At 73.1% G+C, this 17,244-nt stretch carries 17 protein-coding genes; 11 read left to right on the top strand and 6 right to left on the bottom strand.

Annotated elements, in window-relative coordinates; genetic code table 11:
• The first annotated feature begins 9 nt into the window (after window positions 1–9).
• Both AB0873_RS06540 and AB0873_RS06535 read left to right on the top strand, forming a co-directional pair.
• Entirely contained in the window at window positions 10–945 is a 936-nt protein-coding gene (locus AB0873_RS06540) for an ATP-binding cassette domain-containing protein (protein ID WP_366598716.1), read from the top strand.
• Window positions 942–1,763, top strand: a complete 822-nt coding sequence (locus tag AB0873_RS06535; protein ID WP_366598715.1) for an ABC transporter permease — start codon at window positions 942–944, stop codon at window positions 1,761–1,763. The genes AB0873_RS06540 and AB0873_RS06535 overlap by 4 nt, the downstream gene beginning before the upstream one ends.
• A 72-nt stretch (window positions 1,764–1,835) precedes the next feature.
• Here the strand turns inward: AB0873_RS06535 and AB0873_RS06530 are convergent, their stop codons facing one another.
• Window positions 1,836–2,066: a hypothetical protein gene (locus AB0873_RS06530; RefSeq protein ID WP_366598714.1), complete on the bottom strand. Its 231-nt coding sequence runs from the start codon at window positions 2,064–2,066 to the stop codon at window positions 1,836–1,838.
• A 382-nt stretch (window positions 2,067–2,448) separates the two neighbouring features.
• Here AB0873_RS06530 and AB0873_RS06525 point away from each other — a divergent pair, with 382 nt between their 5' ends.
• The 4 genes from AB0873_RS06525 (at window position 2,449) to AB0873_RS06510 (ending at window position 9,680) form a co-directional block, all read left to right on the top strand.
• Entirely contained in the window at window positions 2,449–6,165 is a 3,717-nt protein-coding gene (locus tag AB0873_RS06525) for a multifunctional oxoglutarate decarboxylase/oxoglutarate dehydrogenase thiamine pyrophosphate-binding subunit/dihydrolipoyllysine-residue succinyltransferase subunit (RefSeq protein WP_366598713.1), read from the top strand.
• A 78-nt stretch (window positions 6,166–6,243) separates the two neighbouring features.
• A complete protein-coding gene (locus AB0873_RS06520; protein ID WP_155330457.1) occupies window positions 6,244–6,423 on the top strand; it encodes a DUF6104 family protein in 180 nt (59 codons plus the stop codon).
• A gap of 51 nt (window positions 6,424–6,474) precedes the next feature.
• Window positions 6,475–8,562 (top strand): phosphate acetyltransferase, encoded by a 2,088-nt coding sequence (pta, locus tag AB0873_RS06515; RefSeq protein ID WP_366598712.1) that lies wholly within the window; start codon window positions 6,475–6,477, stop codon window positions 8,560–8,562.
• Entirely contained in the window at window positions 8,559–9,680 is a 1,122-nt protein-coding gene (locus tag AB0873_RS06510) for an acetate kinase (protein ID WP_366598711.1), read from the top strand. The genes pta and AB0873_RS06510 overlap by 4 nt, the downstream gene beginning before the upstream one ends.
• A 9-nt stretch (window positions 9,681–9,689) precedes the next feature.
• On the opposite strand, the gene AB0873_RS06505 is transcribed toward AB0873_RS06510, so the two are convergent.
• Entirely contained in the window at window positions 9,690–9,857 is a 168-nt protein-coding gene (locus tag AB0873_RS06505) for a hypothetical protein (protein ID WP_196255844.1), read from the bottom strand.
• 158 nt (window positions 9,858–10,015) lie between these two features.
• Here AB0873_RS06505 and AB0873_RS06500 point away from each other — a divergent pair, with 158 nt between their 5' ends.
• Both AB0873_RS06500 and AB0873_RS06495 read left to right on the top strand, forming a co-directional pair.
• Entirely contained in the window at window positions 10,016–10,906 is an 891-nt protein-coding gene (locus tag AB0873_RS06500) for an alpha/beta hydrolase (protein ID WP_366598710.1), read from the top strand.
• Between the two features lie 95 nt (window positions 10,907–11,001).
• Entirely contained in the window at window positions 11,002–11,973 is a 972-nt protein-coding gene (locus AB0873_RS06495) for a chlorophyllase (RefSeq protein ID WP_366598709.1), read from the top strand.
• A gap of 11 nt (window positions 11,974–11,984) precedes the next feature.
• On the opposite strand, the gene AB0873_RS06490 is transcribed toward AB0873_RS06495, so the two are convergent.
• The 3 genes from AB0873_RS06490 to AB0873_RS06480 all read right to left on the bottom strand — a co-directional run bounded on the left by AB0873_RS06490 (window position 11,985) and on the right by AB0873_RS06480 (window position 14,694).
• Window positions 11,985–12,947 (bottom strand): zinc-binding dehydrogenase, encoded by a 963-nt coding sequence (locus tag AB0873_RS06490; protein ID WP_366598708.1) that lies wholly within the window; start codon window positions 12,945–12,947, stop codon window positions 11,985–11,987.
• A gap of 77 nt (window positions 12,948–13,024) precedes the next feature.
• Entirely contained in the window at window positions 13,025–14,200 is a 1,176-nt protein-coding gene (locus AB0873_RS06485) for an NADP-dependent malic enzyme (protein ID WP_366598707.1), read from the bottom strand.
• A gap of 143 nt (window positions 14,201–14,343) precedes the next feature.
• Window positions 14,344–14,694, bottom strand: a complete 351-nt coding sequence (locus AB0873_RS06480) for a S24/S26 family peptidase (RefSeq protein WP_155330450.1) — start codon at window positions 14,692–14,694, stop codon at window positions 14,344–14,346.
• Window positions 14,695–14,778: 84 nt separating this feature from the next.
• Between AB0873_RS06480 and sodN the strand changes: the two genes are divergently transcribed.
• Window positions 14,779–15,183: a superoxide dismutase, Ni gene (sodN, locus tag AB0873_RS06475; protein ID WP_155330449.1), complete on the top strand. Its 405-nt coding sequence runs from the start codon at window positions 14,779–14,781 to the stop codon at window positions 15,181–15,183.
• A 193-nt stretch (window positions 15,184–15,376) separates the two neighbouring features.
• A complete protein-coding gene (locus AB0873_RS06470) occupies window positions 15,377–15,784 on the top strand; it encodes an ATP-binding protein (protein ID WP_155330448.1) in 408 nt (135 codons plus the stop codon).
• Window positions 15,785–15,819: 35 nt separating this feature from the next.
• Here the strand turns inward: AB0873_RS06470 and AB0873_RS06465 are convergent, their stop codons facing one another.
• Window positions 15,820–16,209, bottom strand: coding sequence for a hypothetical protein (locus AB0873_RS06465; protein WP_366598706.1), 390 nt, complete (start codon window positions 16,207–16,209; stop codon window positions 15,820–15,822).
• Between the two features lie 43 nt (window positions 16,210–16,252).
• Between AB0873_RS06465 and AB0873_RS06460 the strand changes: the two genes are divergently transcribed.
• A complete protein-coding gene (locus tag AB0873_RS06460) occupies window positions 16,253–17,203 on the top strand; it encodes a diacylglycerol kinase family protein (RefSeq protein ID WP_366598705.1) in 951 nt (316 codons plus the stop codon).
• Window positions 17,204–17,244: the final 41 nt, after the last annotated feature.

Below are 17,244 nucleotides of genomic sequence, written 5' to 3'. Positions count from 1 at the left end.
GGGAGAAGAATGTCTGACGGGCAGCGAAGCCCCACCAGCGACGGTCAGATCGTGGTGTCCGGCCTGACGAAGGTCTACCGCAACGTCCGCGCGGTCGACGACCTGTCCTTCACGGTCGAGCCGGGCCGGGTCACCGGCTTCCTCGGCCCGAACGGCGCCGGCAAGACGACCACGCTCCGCATGCTGCTGAACCTGGTCACCCCGACCGGCGGCCACGCGACCATCGGTGGCCGGCGGTACGCCGACCTGACCGATCCGCTGCGGCACGTGGGGGCGGTGCTGGAGGCGTCCAGCGCGCACAAGGGCCGCACCGGGATCAACCACCTGCGGGTGATCTGCGCGGCCGCCGGCCTGCCGAAGTCCCGGGCCGACGAGGCGCTGGCGCTGGTCGGGCTGACGCCGGCCGCGAAGCGCAAGTTCAAGGGCTACTCGCTCGGCATGAAGCAGCGGCTGGGCATCGCCGCCGCGATGCTCGGCGACCCGCGGGTGCTGATCCTGGACGAGCCGGCGAACGGCCTCGACCCGGAGGGCATCCGGTGGATGCGCGGCTTCCTCAAGAGCCTGGCCACCGAGGGACGCACGGTGCTGGTCTCCAGCCACCTGCTGTCCGAGATGCAGCTCCTCGCCGACGACGTGGTGATCATCGCCGCCGGCCGGCTGGTCCGGCAGGGCCCGGTGGACCAGGTGATCGGGTCGATGGCGCAGGGCGTGCGGGTGCGCGTCCGCACGCCGCAGGCCGACACGCTGACCGCCGCGCTGAAGGACGGCCCGGCCACGGTGGACGTCGACGAGCACGGGACGCTGCTGGTCGGCGGTGTGGACGCGCCGACGGTGGGCCGGGCGGCCCTGGCCGCCGGTGTCGAGCTGCACGAACTCACCACGGAACGGCCCGACCTCGAGGGCGTGTTCCTGGAGCTGACGGCCGGAAAGGCGGACATCCGATGAACCTCGTCCGAGCCGAGCTGGCGAAGATCCGTACCACCAACCTGTGGTGGATCCTGGCGCTGATCTACCTGCCGCTGTGGGGCCTCACCCTGTTCTTCAACTACATCCAGACGGATCAGCTGGTGAACGGGAATCTCGGCCAGGTACCGGAGGACCAGGCCGACACCGTGGCGGCGGTCGCCCTCCCGGACAATCTGGCCGCGAACCTCTACACCAACGGCCAGTTCTTCGGCCTGCTGATGGTGATGCTGCTCGGCATCCTGGTGGTGACCAACGAGTTCTTCCACCAGACCGTCACCACCACGTTCCTCACCACACCGCACCGGAGCGCCGTGATGGCGGCCAAGTTGGTGGCCACGGCCGTCCTGGGGCTGATCTTCTGGTTGGTCACGACCGGCGCGAACCTGCTGGTCGGCTCGGCGGTGCTGGAGTCGGTCGGGGTCGGTGCCCGGTTCGGGAGCGCGGCGTGGGAGGCGGTCGGCCTGAACGCCCTGGCGTACCTGCTGTGGGCGATCCTCGGCGTCGGGATCGGGGTGCTGATCCGCAGCCAGATCGGGGCCACCGTCACCGGCATCCTGCTCTACCTGGGTGGCACGATCGGCGCGGTCATCGTCATCAGCACGCTGGCAGCCCGCTTCGGGGACTGGATCAACAACCTCCAGCTCCTGGTGCCCTCCCTCGCCTCCGGCCTGATGGTCACCGGAGCCGAGATCCCGGGCAACCCGCCGCGCTGGGCGGGCGCCGCGGTGCTGGTCGGGTACGCGGTGGTGGCCGGCGTGATCGGCACGCTGACCGTACGTCGGCGGGACATCTCCTGACGCGCGTGGTGGCGGGGGCGGCGCCGTTCCCGCCACCGCGTCGCGGGCCGGCCCCCGGCCACGTCGCCCGCGTCACCCGCCGGGGCAGCCCCGGCCGCCGCTGACCGGGATGCACTGGGTGATCCTCGGCGCCGGTTCCTCGTCCGCCGGGGTGTGGCCGATCAGGGTGGTGGCCACCATACTGCTCGCCACCGCCGTGACCAGGTAGACCGCCACCACGCCGACGCCCGCGCCGACGAAGTGCCGCCGCCAGTACGCGTCGTCGGCCCGTGCCGCGAGCAGCAGCCCGACCAGCGGGAGCACCGCGTTGAGGACCAGCCCGCCGATCAGTAACGCGTCGGTGGTCGCGCCGAACGCCCAAGCGCGGGAAGGCCGAGCCTCCTCACGGGCCCACCCCGAGGGCCGCCGCCCCGACAGCGCTGACCGCCACGGCGACCGCCACGGTCAGCGTGCCGGCACGCCCGGGTGCGGCATTCGGTACGGATACTCAGTTCCGCATACCAGTCATCGACGGCGTACGCAGCGTTTGCCGAACTTCTGGCATCTTCTGTGAAACGGACCACGCGACGGAGGCGGAAATGCCTGCGGGTTCCGTACGGCGTAGCCTGGGACCCGACTCCGCGCGCCCGGAGGAAAGGGCGCACCGCGTGACACACAACCCGCGTGAAAGAGGCGATTACCGGCCGTGTCGACCCAGCAGACTTCGCAGGAGAACCCACTGGCGGGTTTCGGCCCGAACGAGTGGATCGTCGAAGAGATGTACCAGCGGTACCTCACCGACCCCACCAGCGTCGACCCGGCCTGGCACGACTTCTTCGCGGACTACCGGCCCGCACCGGGCGCCGCGCCGCGTGCGGAGCAGCCCGCCCCGAAGCCGGCAGCCAAGCCCGAGCCGTCCGGCCAGCAGGAGGCCGCCGCGACCGTCGCGCAGCCCGCGCGCAAGGAGGAGGCGAAGCCGGCTCCGGCCAAGCCCACGGCGCCGAAGGCCGCCGCCAAGCCGGCCCCGGCCAAGGCCGCACCGGCGAAGGCCGCCGCCCCGACCGCCGCCGGCCCGCAGACCACGCCGCTGCGCGGCGTCGCCGCCAAGATCGTCCAGAACATGGACGCGTCGTTGAGCGTGCCGACCGCGACCAGCGTGCGCGCCGTCCCGGCCAAGCTCCTGGTCGACAACCGCATCGTGATCAACAACCACCTGGCCCGCGGGCGGGGTGGCAAGGTCAGCTTCACCCACCTGATCGGGTACGCGCTGGTCCGCGCGCTGGTGGCGCACCCGGAGATGAACAACTCGTACGCCGAGGTCGACGGCAAGCCGGTGCTGGTCCGCCCCGAGCACGTCAACCTGGGCATCGCCATCGACCTGACCAAGCCGGACGGCAGCCGCAACCTGGTGGTGCCCTCCATCAAGGCCTGCGAGCAGATGGACTTCCGGCAGTTCTGGCAGGCGTACGAGGACGTCGTCCGCCGGGCTCGGAAGAACGAGCTGACGATGGAGGACTACTCCGGCACCACCATCTCGCTGACCAACCCAGGCGGCATCGGCACCGTGCACTCGATGCCGCGACTGATGACCGGCCAGAGCGCGATCATCGGCGTCGGCGCAATGGAGTACCCGGCGCCGTACCAGGGCATGAGCGAGGCCACCCTCGCGGAGCTGGCGGTCAGCAAGGTCATCACGCTGACCAGCACGTACGATCACCGCATCATCCAGGGCGCGCAGTCCGGCGAGTTCCTGAAGGTGATGCACGAGCTGCTGCTCGGCGAGCACGCCTTCTACGACCAGATCTTCACCTCGCTGCGCATCCCGTACGAGCCGGTGCGCTGGATGCGCGACGTCGCGATCGACGGCGAGGGCCAGATCAACAAGACCGCGCGGGTGCACGAGCTGATCCACGCGTACCGGGTGCGCGGCCACCTGATGGCCGACACCGACCCGCTGGAGTTCAAGATCCGCAAGCACCCGGACCTGGACGTCCTCCAGCACGGGCTGACCCTGTGGGACCTGGACCGGGTCTTCCCGGTGAACGGCTTCGCCGGCCGGCAGCGGATGAAGCTGCGCGAGGTCCTCGGTGTGCTGCGCGACTCGTACTGCCGCCGGGTCGGCATCGAGTACATGCACATCCAGGACCCGGAGGAGCGGCGCTGGATCCAGGAGCGGGTCGAGCGCCGGTACGAGAAGCCGTCGCCGGAGGAGCAGAAGCACGTGCTCAACCGGCTCAACGCCGCGGAGGCGTTCGAAACCTTCCTGCAGACCAAGTACGTGGGCCAGAAGCGGTTCTCGCTGGAGGGCGGCGAGTCGCTGATCCCGCTGCTGGGCGAGGTGCTGGAGGCTTCCGCCGAGGGCGGGCTGGACGAGGTCGTCATCGGCATGGCGCACCGGGGCCGGCTCAACGTGCTGGCGAACATCGTCGGCAAGCCGTACGAGAAGATCTTCTCCGAGTTCGAGGGCCACCTGGACCCGCGTTCCACCCAGGGCTCCGGCGACGTCAAGTACCACCTCGGCCAGAACGGCAAGTTCACCACGCCGGACGGCGAGCACGCGGTGAAGGTCTCGGTGGTGGCGAACCCGTCGCACCTGGAGGCCGTCGACCCGGTGCTGGAGGGCATCGTCCGGGCCAAGCAGGACCGGATCGACCTCAAGCTGGAGGGTTACACCGTGCTGCCGCTGGCGGTGCACGGTGACGCCGCGTTCGCCGGCCAGGGCGTGGTCGCCGAGACGCTCAACCTGTCCCAGCTGCGTGGCTACCGCACCGGCGGCACCGTGCACGTCGTGGTCAACAACCAGGTCGGCTTCACGACCGCCCCGGAGTACAGCCGCTCCAGCCTCTACAGCACCGACGTGGCCCGGATGATCCAGGCGCCGATCTTCCACGTCAACGGTGACGACCCGGAGGCCGTGGTCCGGGTCGCCCGGCTCGCCTTCGAGTACCGGCAGGCGTTCAACAAGGACGTCGTGATCGACCTGGTCTGCTACCGGCGGCGCGGACACAACGAGGGCGACGACCCGTCGATGTCCAACCCCCAGATGTACAAGATCATCGACTCGAAGCGCTCGGTGCGGAAGCTCTACACCGAGGAGCTGATCGGGCGGGGTGACATCACCGTGGAGGACGCGGAGGAGCTGCTGCGCGACTACCAGGCGCAGCTGGAGCGGGTCTTCAAGGCCACCCGCGACGCCGCCACCACGCCGCGCCAGCTCTCCCGCCCCAAGCGGGAGGAGGAGCCGGAGCCGCAGGTCGAGACCGCCACCGACACCGCGGTCGTCAAGGCGATCGGCGAGGCGCACGTCAACCTGCCGGAGGGCTTCACCCCGCACAAGCGGATCCAGCAGCTGCTCGACCGGCGGGCCAAGATGTCCGTCGAGGGCAACATCGACTGGGGCTTCGGCGAGATCATCGCCTTCGGCTCGCTGCTGCACGACGGGGTCACCGTCCGGCTCGCCGGCCAGGACTCGCGCCGCGGCACGTTCGTGCAGCGGCACGCCTCGGTCGTCGACGCTCGGACCGGCGACGACTACCTGCCGCTGAAGTCGCTCACCGGCGATGGCGAGCGGTCCCGGTTCTTCGTGCACGACTCGCTGCTCAGCGAGTACGCGGCGATGGGCTTCGAGTACGGCTACTCGGTGGAGAACGTCAACGCGCTGGTCTGCTGGGAGGCCCAGTTCGGCGACTTCGTCAACGGCGCCCAGTCGGTCATCGACGAGTTCATCTCCTCCGGCGAGGTGAAGTGGGGCCAGCGCTCGGCGGTCACCCTGCTGCTGCCGCACGGCCACGAGGGCCAGGGCCCGGACCACACATCCGGCCGCCCGGAGCGGTTCCTCCAGCTCTGCGCCGAGGACAACATGCGGGTGGCGATCCCGACCACCCCGGCGAACTACTTCCACCTGCTGCGCCGCCAGGCCCTGTCGCCGAAGCGGAAGCCGCTGGTGGTGTTCACGCCGAAGTCCCTGCTGCGGCACCGGCTCTGCATCTCGCAGGTCGAGGACTTCACCACCGGCACCTTCCAGCCGGTGCTGCCCGACGGCGGGGCCCCGGCACCGGAGCAGGTGAAGCGGGTGCTGCTCTGCTCGGGCAAGGTCTACTACGACCTGTTCCAGGCCCGGCAGGAGCGCGGCGTCACCGACACCGCGATCATCCGGGTCGAGCAGCTGTACCCGATCCCGGTCGACGAGATCCGGGCCGCCCTCGCGACGTACCCGAACGCGGAGGACTTCGCCTGGGTCCAGGAGGAGCCGGCCAACCAGGGCGCCTGGTCGTTCGTCGCGCTGAACATGCTGGAGCACCTCGACGGTGTCCGGCTGCGCCGCATCTCCCGTCCGGCCGCGGCCGCCCCGGCGGTCGGTTCGGCCAAGATGCACGACGTCGAGCAGCAGGCGCTGATCGAGGCGGCCCTCCCCCGCCCGTAACGCACCACGCACGGCGGCGGGGCAGGGACGGTCGTCCCTGCCCCGCCGCCGTCGCGCCACCACAGACGAGGAACGCACATGTACTTCACCGACCGTGGGATCGAGGAACTGGTCGAGCGACGCGGCGACGAGCAGATCAGCATCGAGTGGCTGGCCGAGCGCCTGCGCGACTTCGTCGACCTGAACCCCGAGTTCGAGACGCCGATCGAGCGTCTCGCCACGTACCTGGCCCGTCTCGACGACGAGGACGACGAGTGACCGACGGCCCGGGACGCAGGACCCGGGCGGGGGGCACGCCGATCTCCTAGGGTGGATCTCGTGGCCCGGAGTGTGTACGTCACCAGCGTGGGGTCCGGCGGGGGCAAGTCGACGGTCGCCCTCGGCCTCGCCGAACTGCTGTCCCGGCAGGTCGAACGGATCGGGGCGTTCCGCCCGCTGGTCGGCGGAGCCACCCCGGATCCCATCCTGGCCCTGCTCGCCGACCGGTACCGGATCGAGCTGCCGCCCGCGGATCTGGCCGGCGCGACGTACGCCGAGGCCACCGCGATGGTCGCCGACGGGCGGCGGGAGCAGTTGATCTCCGGGATCGTGGCGCGCTACCGCGAGGTGGAGCGCCGCTGCCCGGCGGTGGTCGTGGTGGGCAGCGACTTCGCCGACGGCGGCGCCGGCGCCGGCCCCCGCGAGCTGGCCTTCAACGCGCGGCTCGCCACCGAGTTCGGCAGCGTCGTGGTCCCGGTCGTCGACGGGTACGGGCAGCAGCCGGCCGCCATCTCGGCGTCGGCGCGCCGGGCGTACCACGATCTGGAGGACCTCGGCGCGACGGTGCTGGCGGTGGTCGCCAACCGGGTGGCGGAGCCGATGCCGCTGCCCGACCTGCCGGTCCCCACGTACGCGATTCCGGAGGTGCCGAGCGTGTCGGCGCCGACGGTCGCCGAGGTGGCGGCGGCGCTCGGCGCCACGCTGCTCGCCGGCGACGACGCCGCCCTCAGCCGCGACGTGCTCGACTACGTGGTCGGCGCGGCCCACGTGCCGACCCTGCTCGACCACCTCACCGAGGGCGCCCTGGTGATCATGCCGGGCGACCGGGACGACCTCCTGGTCGCCACGAGCGCGGCGCACGTGGCCGGGCAGGTCTCGCTGTCCGGGCTGGTCCTCACCCTCGGCGAGCGGCCGGACCCGCGCGCGATGCGGCTGGTGGAGCGGCTGAAGCCGGGGCTCGCGGTGCTCTCGGTGCCCAGCGACAGCTACGACACGGTCGCCGCGTCCAGCCGGATCGAGGGCCGGCCCAGCGCCGGCAACCCGCGCAAGGTGGAGGCCGCGCTCGGCGCCTTCGAGCGCTGCGTGGACACCGACGACCTGGCCCGCCGGCTGCGGGTCAGCCGCTCCGAGCGGGTCACGCCGCTGATGTTCGAGTACGACCTGATCGACCGCGCCCGGGCGCGGCGCCGGCACCTGGTGCTGCCCGAGGGCTCGGAGGAGCGGATCCTGCGGGCGGCCGAGATCCTGCTGCGCCGGGGCGTCGCCGACCTGACCCTGCTCGGCCGGCCCGACGACATCGCCCGGCGCACCCGGGAACTGGGTGTCGACATCGCCGGCGTCCGGGTGGTCGACCCGGTCACCAGCGGGTGGCGCGACGAGTTCGCCGCCGGGTACGCGAAGCTGCGCGCCCACCGGGGGGTCACGCTGGACCTGGCCCACGACATCGTGGCCCAGCCCAACTACTTCGGCACGATGATGGTGCAGACCGGGTACGCCGACGGCATGGTCTCCGGCGCGACCCACACCACCGCCGCCACCATCCGCCCCGCCTTCGAGATCATCCGGACCATGCCGGGGGTGTCCGTCGCGTCCAGCGTCTTCTTCATGCTGCTCGCCGACCGTGTCCTGGTGTACGGCGACTGCGCGGTCAACCCCGACCCGGACGCCGCCCAACTCGCCGACATCGCGATCTCGTCGGCCGACACCGCCGCCCGGTTCGGCATCGAGCCGAGGGTGGCGATGCTGTCGTACTCCACCGGCGCCTCCGGCGCCGGCGCGGACGTGGAGAAGGTCGCGGCGGCCACCCTGCTGGTCCGGGAACGCCGACCGGACCTGCTGGTCGAGGGCCCGATCCAGTACGACGCGGCGATCGACCCGGCGGTGGCGGCGACGAAACTGCCCGGCAGCGAGGTGGCCGGCCGGGCGACGGTCTTCATCTTCCCGGACCTCAACACCGGCAACAACACGTACAAGGCGGTGCAGCGGTCGGCCGGCGCGGTGGCGGTCGGGCCGGTCATGCAGGGCCTGCGCCGGCCGGTGAACGACCTGTCCCGGGGCGCGACCGTTCCCGACATCGTCAACACGGTCGCGATCACCGCGATCCAGGCCGCCGCGTCGTCGGAGGAGGAGGTCGCGTGACCGAGCGGGTGCTGGTGCTCAACTGCGGGTCGTCGTCGGTGAAGTGGCGGCTCTACGACGGCGACGAGGTCCGGGGCAAGGGCACGGTCGAGCGGATCGGCGAGCCCGGCGGCGGTCCGCCCGACCACGCGACGGCGGTCCGGCAGATCCTCGACGGTCTCGACCTGGCCGGGCTGGTGGCGGTCGGGCACCGGGTGGTGCACGGCGGGCGGCGCTTCGGCGAGCCGGTCCTGATCGACGACGAGGTGCTCGCCGCCATCCGGGCCCTGGTGCCGCTGGCGCCGCTGCACAACCCCGCCAACCTGGCCGGCATCGAGGTCGCCCGGGCGGCACTGCCGGACCTGCCGCAGGTCGCCGTCTTCGACACCGCCTTCCACACCACGCTCCCCGAGGCCGCCGCCACGTACGCGATCGACCGGGACACGGCCACCCGGTACGGCGTCCGGCGGTACGGCTTCCACGGCACGTCGCACGCGTACGTCTCCCGGCGCACCGCGGAACTGCTCGGCCGCCCGTACGAGGAGATCAACACGATCACCCTGCACCTCGGCAACGGGGCCAGTGTCACCGCGGTGGCCGGTGGGCGGAGCGTGGCCACCTCGATGGGCATGTCCCCGCTCGAAGGCCTGGTGATGGGCACCCGCAGCGGCGACCTGGACCCGACGGTGATCTTCCACCTGCGCCGGGAGGGCGGGCTGGGCGTCGACGAGATCGACGACCTGCTCAACCACCGCAGCGGCCTGCTGGGGCTGGCGGGCGCCAACGACATGCGCGAGGTGCTGGCGCGCCGGGCCGACGGCGACCGGGACGCCGCCCTCGCCTTCGACGTGTACTGCCGGCGGATCACCGCCTACGTCGGGGCGTACTACGCCCTGCTCGGCCGGGTGGACGCGGTCACCTTCACCGCGGGCGTCGGCGAGCACGCCGCCCCGGTGCGCGCGGCGGCGCTGGCCGGCCTGGAGCGGCTGGGCATCGCCGTCGACCCGGGTCGTAACGCCGGCAGCGGCGACCGTGTCATCTCCCCGGACGGCGCGGAGGTGACGGTCTGTGTGATCGGCACCGACGAGGAGCGGGAGATCGCCCGCGCGGCGCGCGAGGTGGCCGCGGGCTCGCGCTGACGCGCCGGCTCAGCCCAGGGCCAGCCAGGCGGCCAGGACGACCAGCACCACCGCGGCCACCACCGCGCCGACGAGCAGCGGCGCCCGACCGGCGGCCGGCGCCGGCGGCTCCGGCGTGTTCGCGAAGGCGCGGAACGCCTCGGTGTTGCCGGCCGGGTCGGAGTAGTTCTCAGGCATGCGCCCGACCATAGCGAAGGGCGTCGACGTAGCCGGGCCCCGGCGCGCGTGGATCCCACAGGTCGAGCCGGGCGGTGGAGGTGTTCCGGCCGGGTGGTGCGCGGACGCCGACCGGTCGGCGGGACCGGCCGGGGCACCCGGAGACCTACCGTGGATCCGTGGGGGTGCAACGGCTGGTCGCCGCGCTGCTGGCGGCGCTGCTGCTGGCGGGCTGCGCGCCGGCCACCTCCGTCACCGGGGGGCCGCCGCCGGCGCACCCGGAGCCCGGGAGCCCGTACGCCGTCGGCGTGCGTACGTTCACCCTCGACCCGGGTTCGGCGCGGCCCCTGCCGGTGACCCTCTGGTACCCGGCCGAGGGCGCCGCCGTGGCCGACGGGCGGTTCCCCGTCGTCGTCTACAGCCACGGGCTGGACAGCCTGCCGCGCCTGCACGCCGGCCTGGTCACCCGCTGGGCCGCCGCCGGGTTCGTGGTGGCCGCACCGGCGTACCCGCACACCCGGCGCGGCGCTCCCCGGTTCAGCCGAGCGGACGTCCGGCACCAGCCGGCCGACGCGTGGCGGCTGATCCGGCATCTCGTCCGCCTGGACACCCGGCGCGGTGACCCCCTCGCCGGGCACCTGGACGTGGCCCGGTTCGCCGCCGCCGGCCACTCCGCCGGCGGCTTCACGACGGCCGGCATGTTCACCCCGGGCCACTCCGCCCGGTTGCGGGCCGGCATCGTGATCGCGGGCGGCGGGATGGCCGGCCGTCTCGCCGATCCGGCCGCGCCGCTGCTCTTCGTGCACGGCACGGCGGACCGCGTCGTCCCGCTGGGGGTCGGCCGCGCCGCGTACGACCGCGCCTCCGGGCCGGCGGCGTTCCTGAGCCTGCTCGGGCAGGGCCACGGCGAGTACCTGGGGCCGGGCCGGCGGGGCTTCGACCAGGTCCTCGCCGCCACGACCGAGTTCCTCCGCTGGACCCTCTACGGCGACCCGGCCGCCCGCCGCCGGCTGACCGGCGCGGCGCTCTCCCCCGGCGTGACGGCGTTCGAGCACCGGCTGACGACCTGAGCCGGCCCCGCCCGACCTCACCCGCTGCGGCCGGCACCGGCACAGCCCGTCGATCTCCGGCGGGCGGGCCCGCCGGGCGAGGCACAATCGGAGCCATGTCGCGTCGCCTCACCCCTGCTCTGCTCGCCGGTGCCCTGGTCGCGGCCGGCCTGGCCGGGTGTTCCTCGGACCGGCCGGCCGCCCCGGCGGCACCGCCGACCCTGGCCACCCCGACGCCACCCGCGGCCACCGGCGCACCGGCGCTCGCGGGCAGCGCGCCCGAGCGCACCTTCGCCGTCGGCGTACGGCAGCTCGCCCTGACCCGCGACGGGAGCCGGAGGCTGCCGGTGACCGTCTGGTACCCGGCGGCCGGCGCGACCGGTGGCGCCCCACGGAAGTCCGTGGACGCGGCCGACGGGAAGTTCCCGGTGGTCATGTTCAGCCACGGCCTCGGCGGGCGGCCCGCGGACTACGCGCCGCTGCTGACCCGCTGGGCGGAGGCCGGGTTCGTGGTCGCCGCCCCGACGTTCCCGCACACGGCCCGGGGCGGCGACGGCAACGTGCTCGACGTGCTCAACCAGCCCGCCGACGTGTCGTACGCCCTCGACGCCGTCCTCCGCCTGGACGCGACGGCGGGTGACCCGCTGCGCGGCCGGCTCGCCACCGAGCGGGTGGCGGCGGCCGGGCACTCGGCGGGCGGGGTGACCACGATCGGGCTGTTCACCGCCGGCCGGGACGAGCGGCTCGACGCCGGGGTGGTCTTCGCGGGCACCGCCCTGGGTGTGGGCACCGCGTTCGCGGGTGCCGCCGCCCCCCAGCTCTTCGTGCACGGCGAGGCCGACGAGGTGGTCGAGTACGCCGCCGGCAAGGCCGTGTACGAGAAGGTGCCCTGGCCGAAGGCGCTGCTCAGCCTCCCGAAGGGCGACCACGGCCGCGCCCTGCTCAGCGACGGCACCTCGCTGCGGGTGGTCTCCGACACGACGGTGGAGTTCCTGCGCTGGACGCTCTACGGGGACGAAGCCGCGAAGGGCCGCATCCCGACCGACGCCGCCCGCGGCGACATCGCAACCCTGGACAACCGCCTCTGAGCGCTGCGGCGTCAGGCCGTGTGGTCGACCACGACCTTGCCGAAGACGTCGCCGGAGTGCAGGCGGGCGAACGCGTCCTCGACCTTCGAGAACGGCACCACGCTGTCCACGACCGGGCGCACGCCGCGCTCGGCGCAGAAGGCCAGCAGGGCGGTCAGCTCGTCCGGGGTGCCCATCGAGGTGCCCAGGATCTCCAACTGCATGGCGAACACCCGGCGCAGGTTGACCTTCGGCTCGTGCCCGGCCGTGGCGCCGGAGACGACGATCCGGGCCCCCGGCGCGGCGGACTTCAGCGAGTGGTCGAAGGTGGCCGCGCCGACCGTCTCGATCACCACGTCGACCCGCTCCGGCAGCCGGGCGCCCGGCTCGACGGCGGTCGCGCCGAGCGCCGCGATGCGGTCCCGCTTGGCGGCGTCGCGGCTGGTGGCGTACACCCGCTTGCCCATCGCCGCGGCGAGCGCGACGGCCGCGGTGGCCACGCCCCCGCCGGCGCCCTGCACCAGCACGGCGTCGGCCTCGTCGACCCGGCCCTTGGTGGTGAGCATCCGCCACCCGGTCAGCCAGGCCGTGGGCAGGCAGGCCGCGTCCGCGGGCGCGAGGCCCGCCGGCAGCGGCAGCAGGTTCGACCGGGGTACGGCCACCCGCTCGGCCAGGGTGCCCGGGAAGTGCTCGGAGAGGATCGAGATGCCACGCGGGTCGCCGGGGGTGGGGATCACCGGGTAGACGACCACCTCGGCGCCGTCCGGGTCGACACCGGCGGCGTCGCAGCCCAGGATCATCGGCAGCTGCTCCGCACGCAGCCCGACGCCGCGCAGGGACCACAGGTCGTGGTGGTTGAGCGAGCTGGCGGTGACCCGGATGGTCACCCAGTCGTCGGCCGGGTGCTCCGGCTCGGGCCGCTCGCCGACGGTGAGCGCGGCGAGCGGGTTGGCGTCGTCGAAGCGGGAGGCGAAGGCGGCACGCATGATCGGCACGGTAACAAGCTGAACCGGCGTGAAGAAGGGCCCCTTCCTGTGCGAAACGCGATAGGAAGGGGCCCTTGCGTACTCCGTCAGCGCGTCACGCCGTCGCGGCGGGCGGCCTCGGCCACCGCCTCGGCGACCGCGGGCGCCACCCGCGGGTCGAGCGGGGACGGGACGATCGCCTCCGCCGTCAGCGACTCGGCGACCACTCCGGCGATCGCGTCCGCGGCGGCGACCTTCATGCCGTCCGTGATCCGGGTGGCGCGGGCGTCGAGCGCGCCCCGGAACACGCCGGGGAAGGCGAGCACGTTGTTGATCTGGTTGGGGTAGTCGCTGCGGCCGGTGGCGACCACCGCGACGTGCCGGGCGGCCACCTCCGGGTGCACCTCCGGGGTGGGGTTGGCCAGGGCGAAGACGATCCCGCCCGGTGCCATGCCGGCGACCGCCGCCTCCGGGATCTCCCCGCCGGAGACACCGATGAGCACGTCCGCCCCGCGCAGCGCCTCGGTGATGTCGCCCTGCCGGCCGTCGGCGTTGGTCAGCTCCGCCAGCTCGGCCTTCGTGCCGGTGAGCCCCTCGCGGTGCGGCCCGATGATCCCCCGGGAGTCGCAGACCACCACCTGCTCCGGGTTTACCCCGCCGGCGATCAGCATCTTCGTCACGGCCACCCCGGCGGCGCCCGCGCCGCTGACTCCCACCCGCAGGTCACCGAGCTTGCGGTTGAGCAGCGTGGCGGCGTTGCGCAGCGCGGCGAGCACGACGATGGCGGTGCCGTGCTGGTCGTCGTGGAAGACCGGGATGTCCAGCGCCTCGTCCAGGCGTCGCTCGATCTCGAAGCAGCGCGGGGCGCTGATGTCCTCCAGGTTGATCCCGCCGAAGGACGGCGCGAGGGCGCGCACCACCGCCACGATCTCGTCCACGTCCTGCGTGTCCAGGCAGACCGGTACCGCGTCCACCCCGCCGAACTGCTTGAACAGCACGGCCTTCCCCTCCATCACCGGCAGCGCGGCGCGCGGGCCGATGTTGCCCAGACCGAGTACGGCCGAGCCGTCGGTGACGACCGCGACGGTGTGGCCGGTCCAGGTGTACTCGTCGGCGAGGCGCGCGTCGGCGGCGATCGCCTCGCACACCCGGGCCACGCCCGGCGTGTACGCGAGGGAGAGGTCCTCCCGGCTGGTCAGCGGGACGGTCGAGGCAACGGCCATCTTGCCGCCCCGGTGCAGCCGGAAGACGGGATCAGCGGGGTCCACGGTGGACGATGACATTGGTGACTCCAGGATCTGTCGATGCAGACGGACCGACCGGTCGGGGCGCGAGGTGAGGCGACGAGCGGCGGCGCGAGGTGCGGGGGGTCACCCGGACACCTGCCGAGCATAGTGTCGAGCGCGCCCATGGGATGTGAGTAGGGTCATACTCGACGGCGGCTGAAGAGCCGGGGACGCGGCCAGTAGCGCGCCACCACCCGTGCCCGCACGTCCGCCACCCCGTACGCCCGCGAGTCGTCGGTGACCAGAGGGTTGTCGCCGGCGAGCCACCAGCCGCCCTCCTCGGGCCGGACGGCGCGCTTGACGACCAGCAGGTCGGGGCGGCTGCGGAAGACCGCGACCACGACGTCCCCGGGGCGGACGCGACGGGCGCCGCGCCGCACCAGGACGGCGTCGCCGTGCCGCAGCGTCGGCACCATCGAGGGCCCGGTCACCAGCACGGCCCCCAGCGGCCACCGCAGCCGGGAGCCGCCGGCCGGACGTTGGGCGGACATGGGTTTCACCTCCACCGGCCTCGGTAACCCGGTCCAGGAGTAATGTCGGCTTGGATCATCGCAAACTTCCCATGGAGGATCCCGATGCGACTTCCGCGCATCCTTACGCCCCGCGTGACCGCCAGCGCCCACTGCGACCTGCCGTGCGGCGTATACGACCCGGCGCAGGCCCGGATCGAGGCCGAGTCGGTGAAAATGATCTGCGAGAAGTACCAGGCCAACACCGACCCGGAGTACCGCACCCGCGCCATCATCATCAAGGAGCAGCGCGCCGAGCTGGTCAAGCACCACCTCTGGGTGCTCTGGACCGACTACTTCAAGCCGGCCCACTTCGAGAAGTACCCGCACCTGCACCAGCTCTTCAACGAGACCACCAAGCTGGCCGGCGCGGCCGGCGCCAAGGGGGCGACCGACCCGGCCAAGGCCGACCAGCTGCTCCAGAAGATCGACGAGATCGCCAAGATCTTCTGGGAGACCAAGCAGGCATGACGCCCGGCGCTCCGGCACCGGCGCACTCCGGCCGGCACGTCCTCGGGGACGTGCCGGCCGGCCGCTTTCCGCGCGACGCCCCGGCGATGGAGCCGGTCCGCGTCGGCCGGCCCCGCGCCCACCGGGCACGCCGCTCGCCCCCGCCGCACACGATGGAACGAGCGGGTAGAGTCCCCGACCGGGGGGATGACGCGTGACTCCAACGACCGGCGAGCCGACGACCGACGACGACGTGGTGCACCTGACGGTGCCCGCCGACGGCGGCTACCTGGGGGTGCTCCGCACCGCCACCGCCGGGCTCGCGGCGCGGCTCCAGTTCGCCCTCGACGAGATTGAGGATCTCCGCATCGCGGTCGACGAGGCCTGCGCGATGCTGCTCGCGATCGCCACCCGGGACGCCGAGCTGGACTGCCGGTTCTCGGTCACCGACGACGCGCTCACCGTCGAGGTCACGGTGCCGACCGTCGGTGGGGCGAAGCTGCCGGCCGAGTCGTCCTTCGCCTGGAAGGTGCTGACCGCGCTGACCACCTCGGCCTCCGCGACCGCCACCGACGGTCGGGCCACGATCTCGCTGCTGACCCGCCGCGCCTCCGGTTGGTGACGGGCCGGCCGGTCATCCGGTGACGGACGCGCCGGTCACTCGAAGCCGAGCGCCCGGGTGGTCGGGGTGCTCACCAGCAGGGCGGTCACGGCGAGGCCCAGCGCCATCAGGGGCACACCGAGCCAGCCCAGCCCACCCTGGAGCATGAACCAGCCGATCGGCAGCAGCATGAGCTGAAGCACGATCGCCGGCGCACGGGCACCCGCCCGCCGCCGGGCCAGCGCGCCGCCGAGCGCCCAGAGCGCGGCCGCGGCGCCGGCGGCGAACGCCGTCACCAGCAGCGCCGACGCCAGGTCGACGGTGGGTGCGGTGAGGTCGGCCCACAACAGCCAGACGGCCACCAGTCCGACGGCGACCGCCTCGCCGCGCAGCAGCAGGACGGCCCAGCGGAGCGGGCCGGGGATCGGGGCGGAGGCGACGGTCACGCGCGTCACGATACCGGTGGCACGGCGCGGTACAGTGCCGCCCATGCGGGCCGTCCTGGTGGTCAACCCGAAGGCCACCACCACCAGCGAGCGCAGCCGGGACGTGCTGGTCCGGGCGCTGCGCAGCGAAGTCGACCTCTCCGTGCGGTACACGCGACGCCGGGGGCACGCCATGGCCCTGGCCCGCGAGGCGGCCGAGGAGGGCGTCGACCTGGTGGTCACCCTCGGTGGCGACGGCACCGTCAACGAGGTGGTCAACGGCCTGATGGCGGCGCAGCCGCCGACCGTACCGGCCGGGGCGTCCCCGGCCGACCGGTTGCCCGCGCTGGCCACCGTGCCGGGCGGCTCCACGAACGTCTTCGCCCGGGCCCTCGGCCTGCCCCGGGAGTGGCCGGAGGGGACCAGCATGATCCTCGAAGGTCTGCGCCTGGGCCGGCACCGCACGATCGGTCTCGGCCGGGCGGACGACCGCTACTTCACGTTCTGCGCGGGCTTCGGCGTCGACGCGGCCGTCATCCACCGCGTCGAGCAGGCCCGCCGGCGGGGACGCGTCTCCACCCCCGCGCTCTACTTCCGGTCGACCGTCGCCCAGTACTTCCTCGGCTCAGACCGCCGCCATCCCGCCATCTGCCTGGAGCGGCCGGGCGAGGTCGCCGAGGAACAGCTGGCGACCGTCATCATCCAGAACACGGCACCGTGGACCTACCTGGGCGACCGGGAGGTGAACCCGAATCCGGAGGCGTCGTTCGACCTCGGCCTCGACGTGTTCGCGCTTCGCCAACTCCGGGTGGCCAGCACGACACGGACGGTGAGCCAGTTCTTCTCCCGGCAGGCCGATCCGCACGGCAAGCAGGTGCTCCGGCTCCACGACGTGGCCGAGTTCACCCTGGTGGCGCGCCGCGCCCAGGCATTCCAACTCGACGGCGAGCACCTGGGCGAGCGGGAGAAAGTCAGATTTACCTCCGTACCCGCGGCACTGAGAGTAATCTGTTAGGTCTCGGGTACTCCCCTAGGTTCACGCCGGTCCGCCGCACC

Origin of the sequence: Micromonospora sp. NPDC047707, assembly GCF_040704235.1 — a bacterium.
GTDB lineage: Bacteria > Actinomycetota > Actinomycetes > Mycobacteriales > Micromonosporaceae > Micromonospora.
This window is presented reverse-complemented; position numbering and strand designations above follow the sequence as displayed.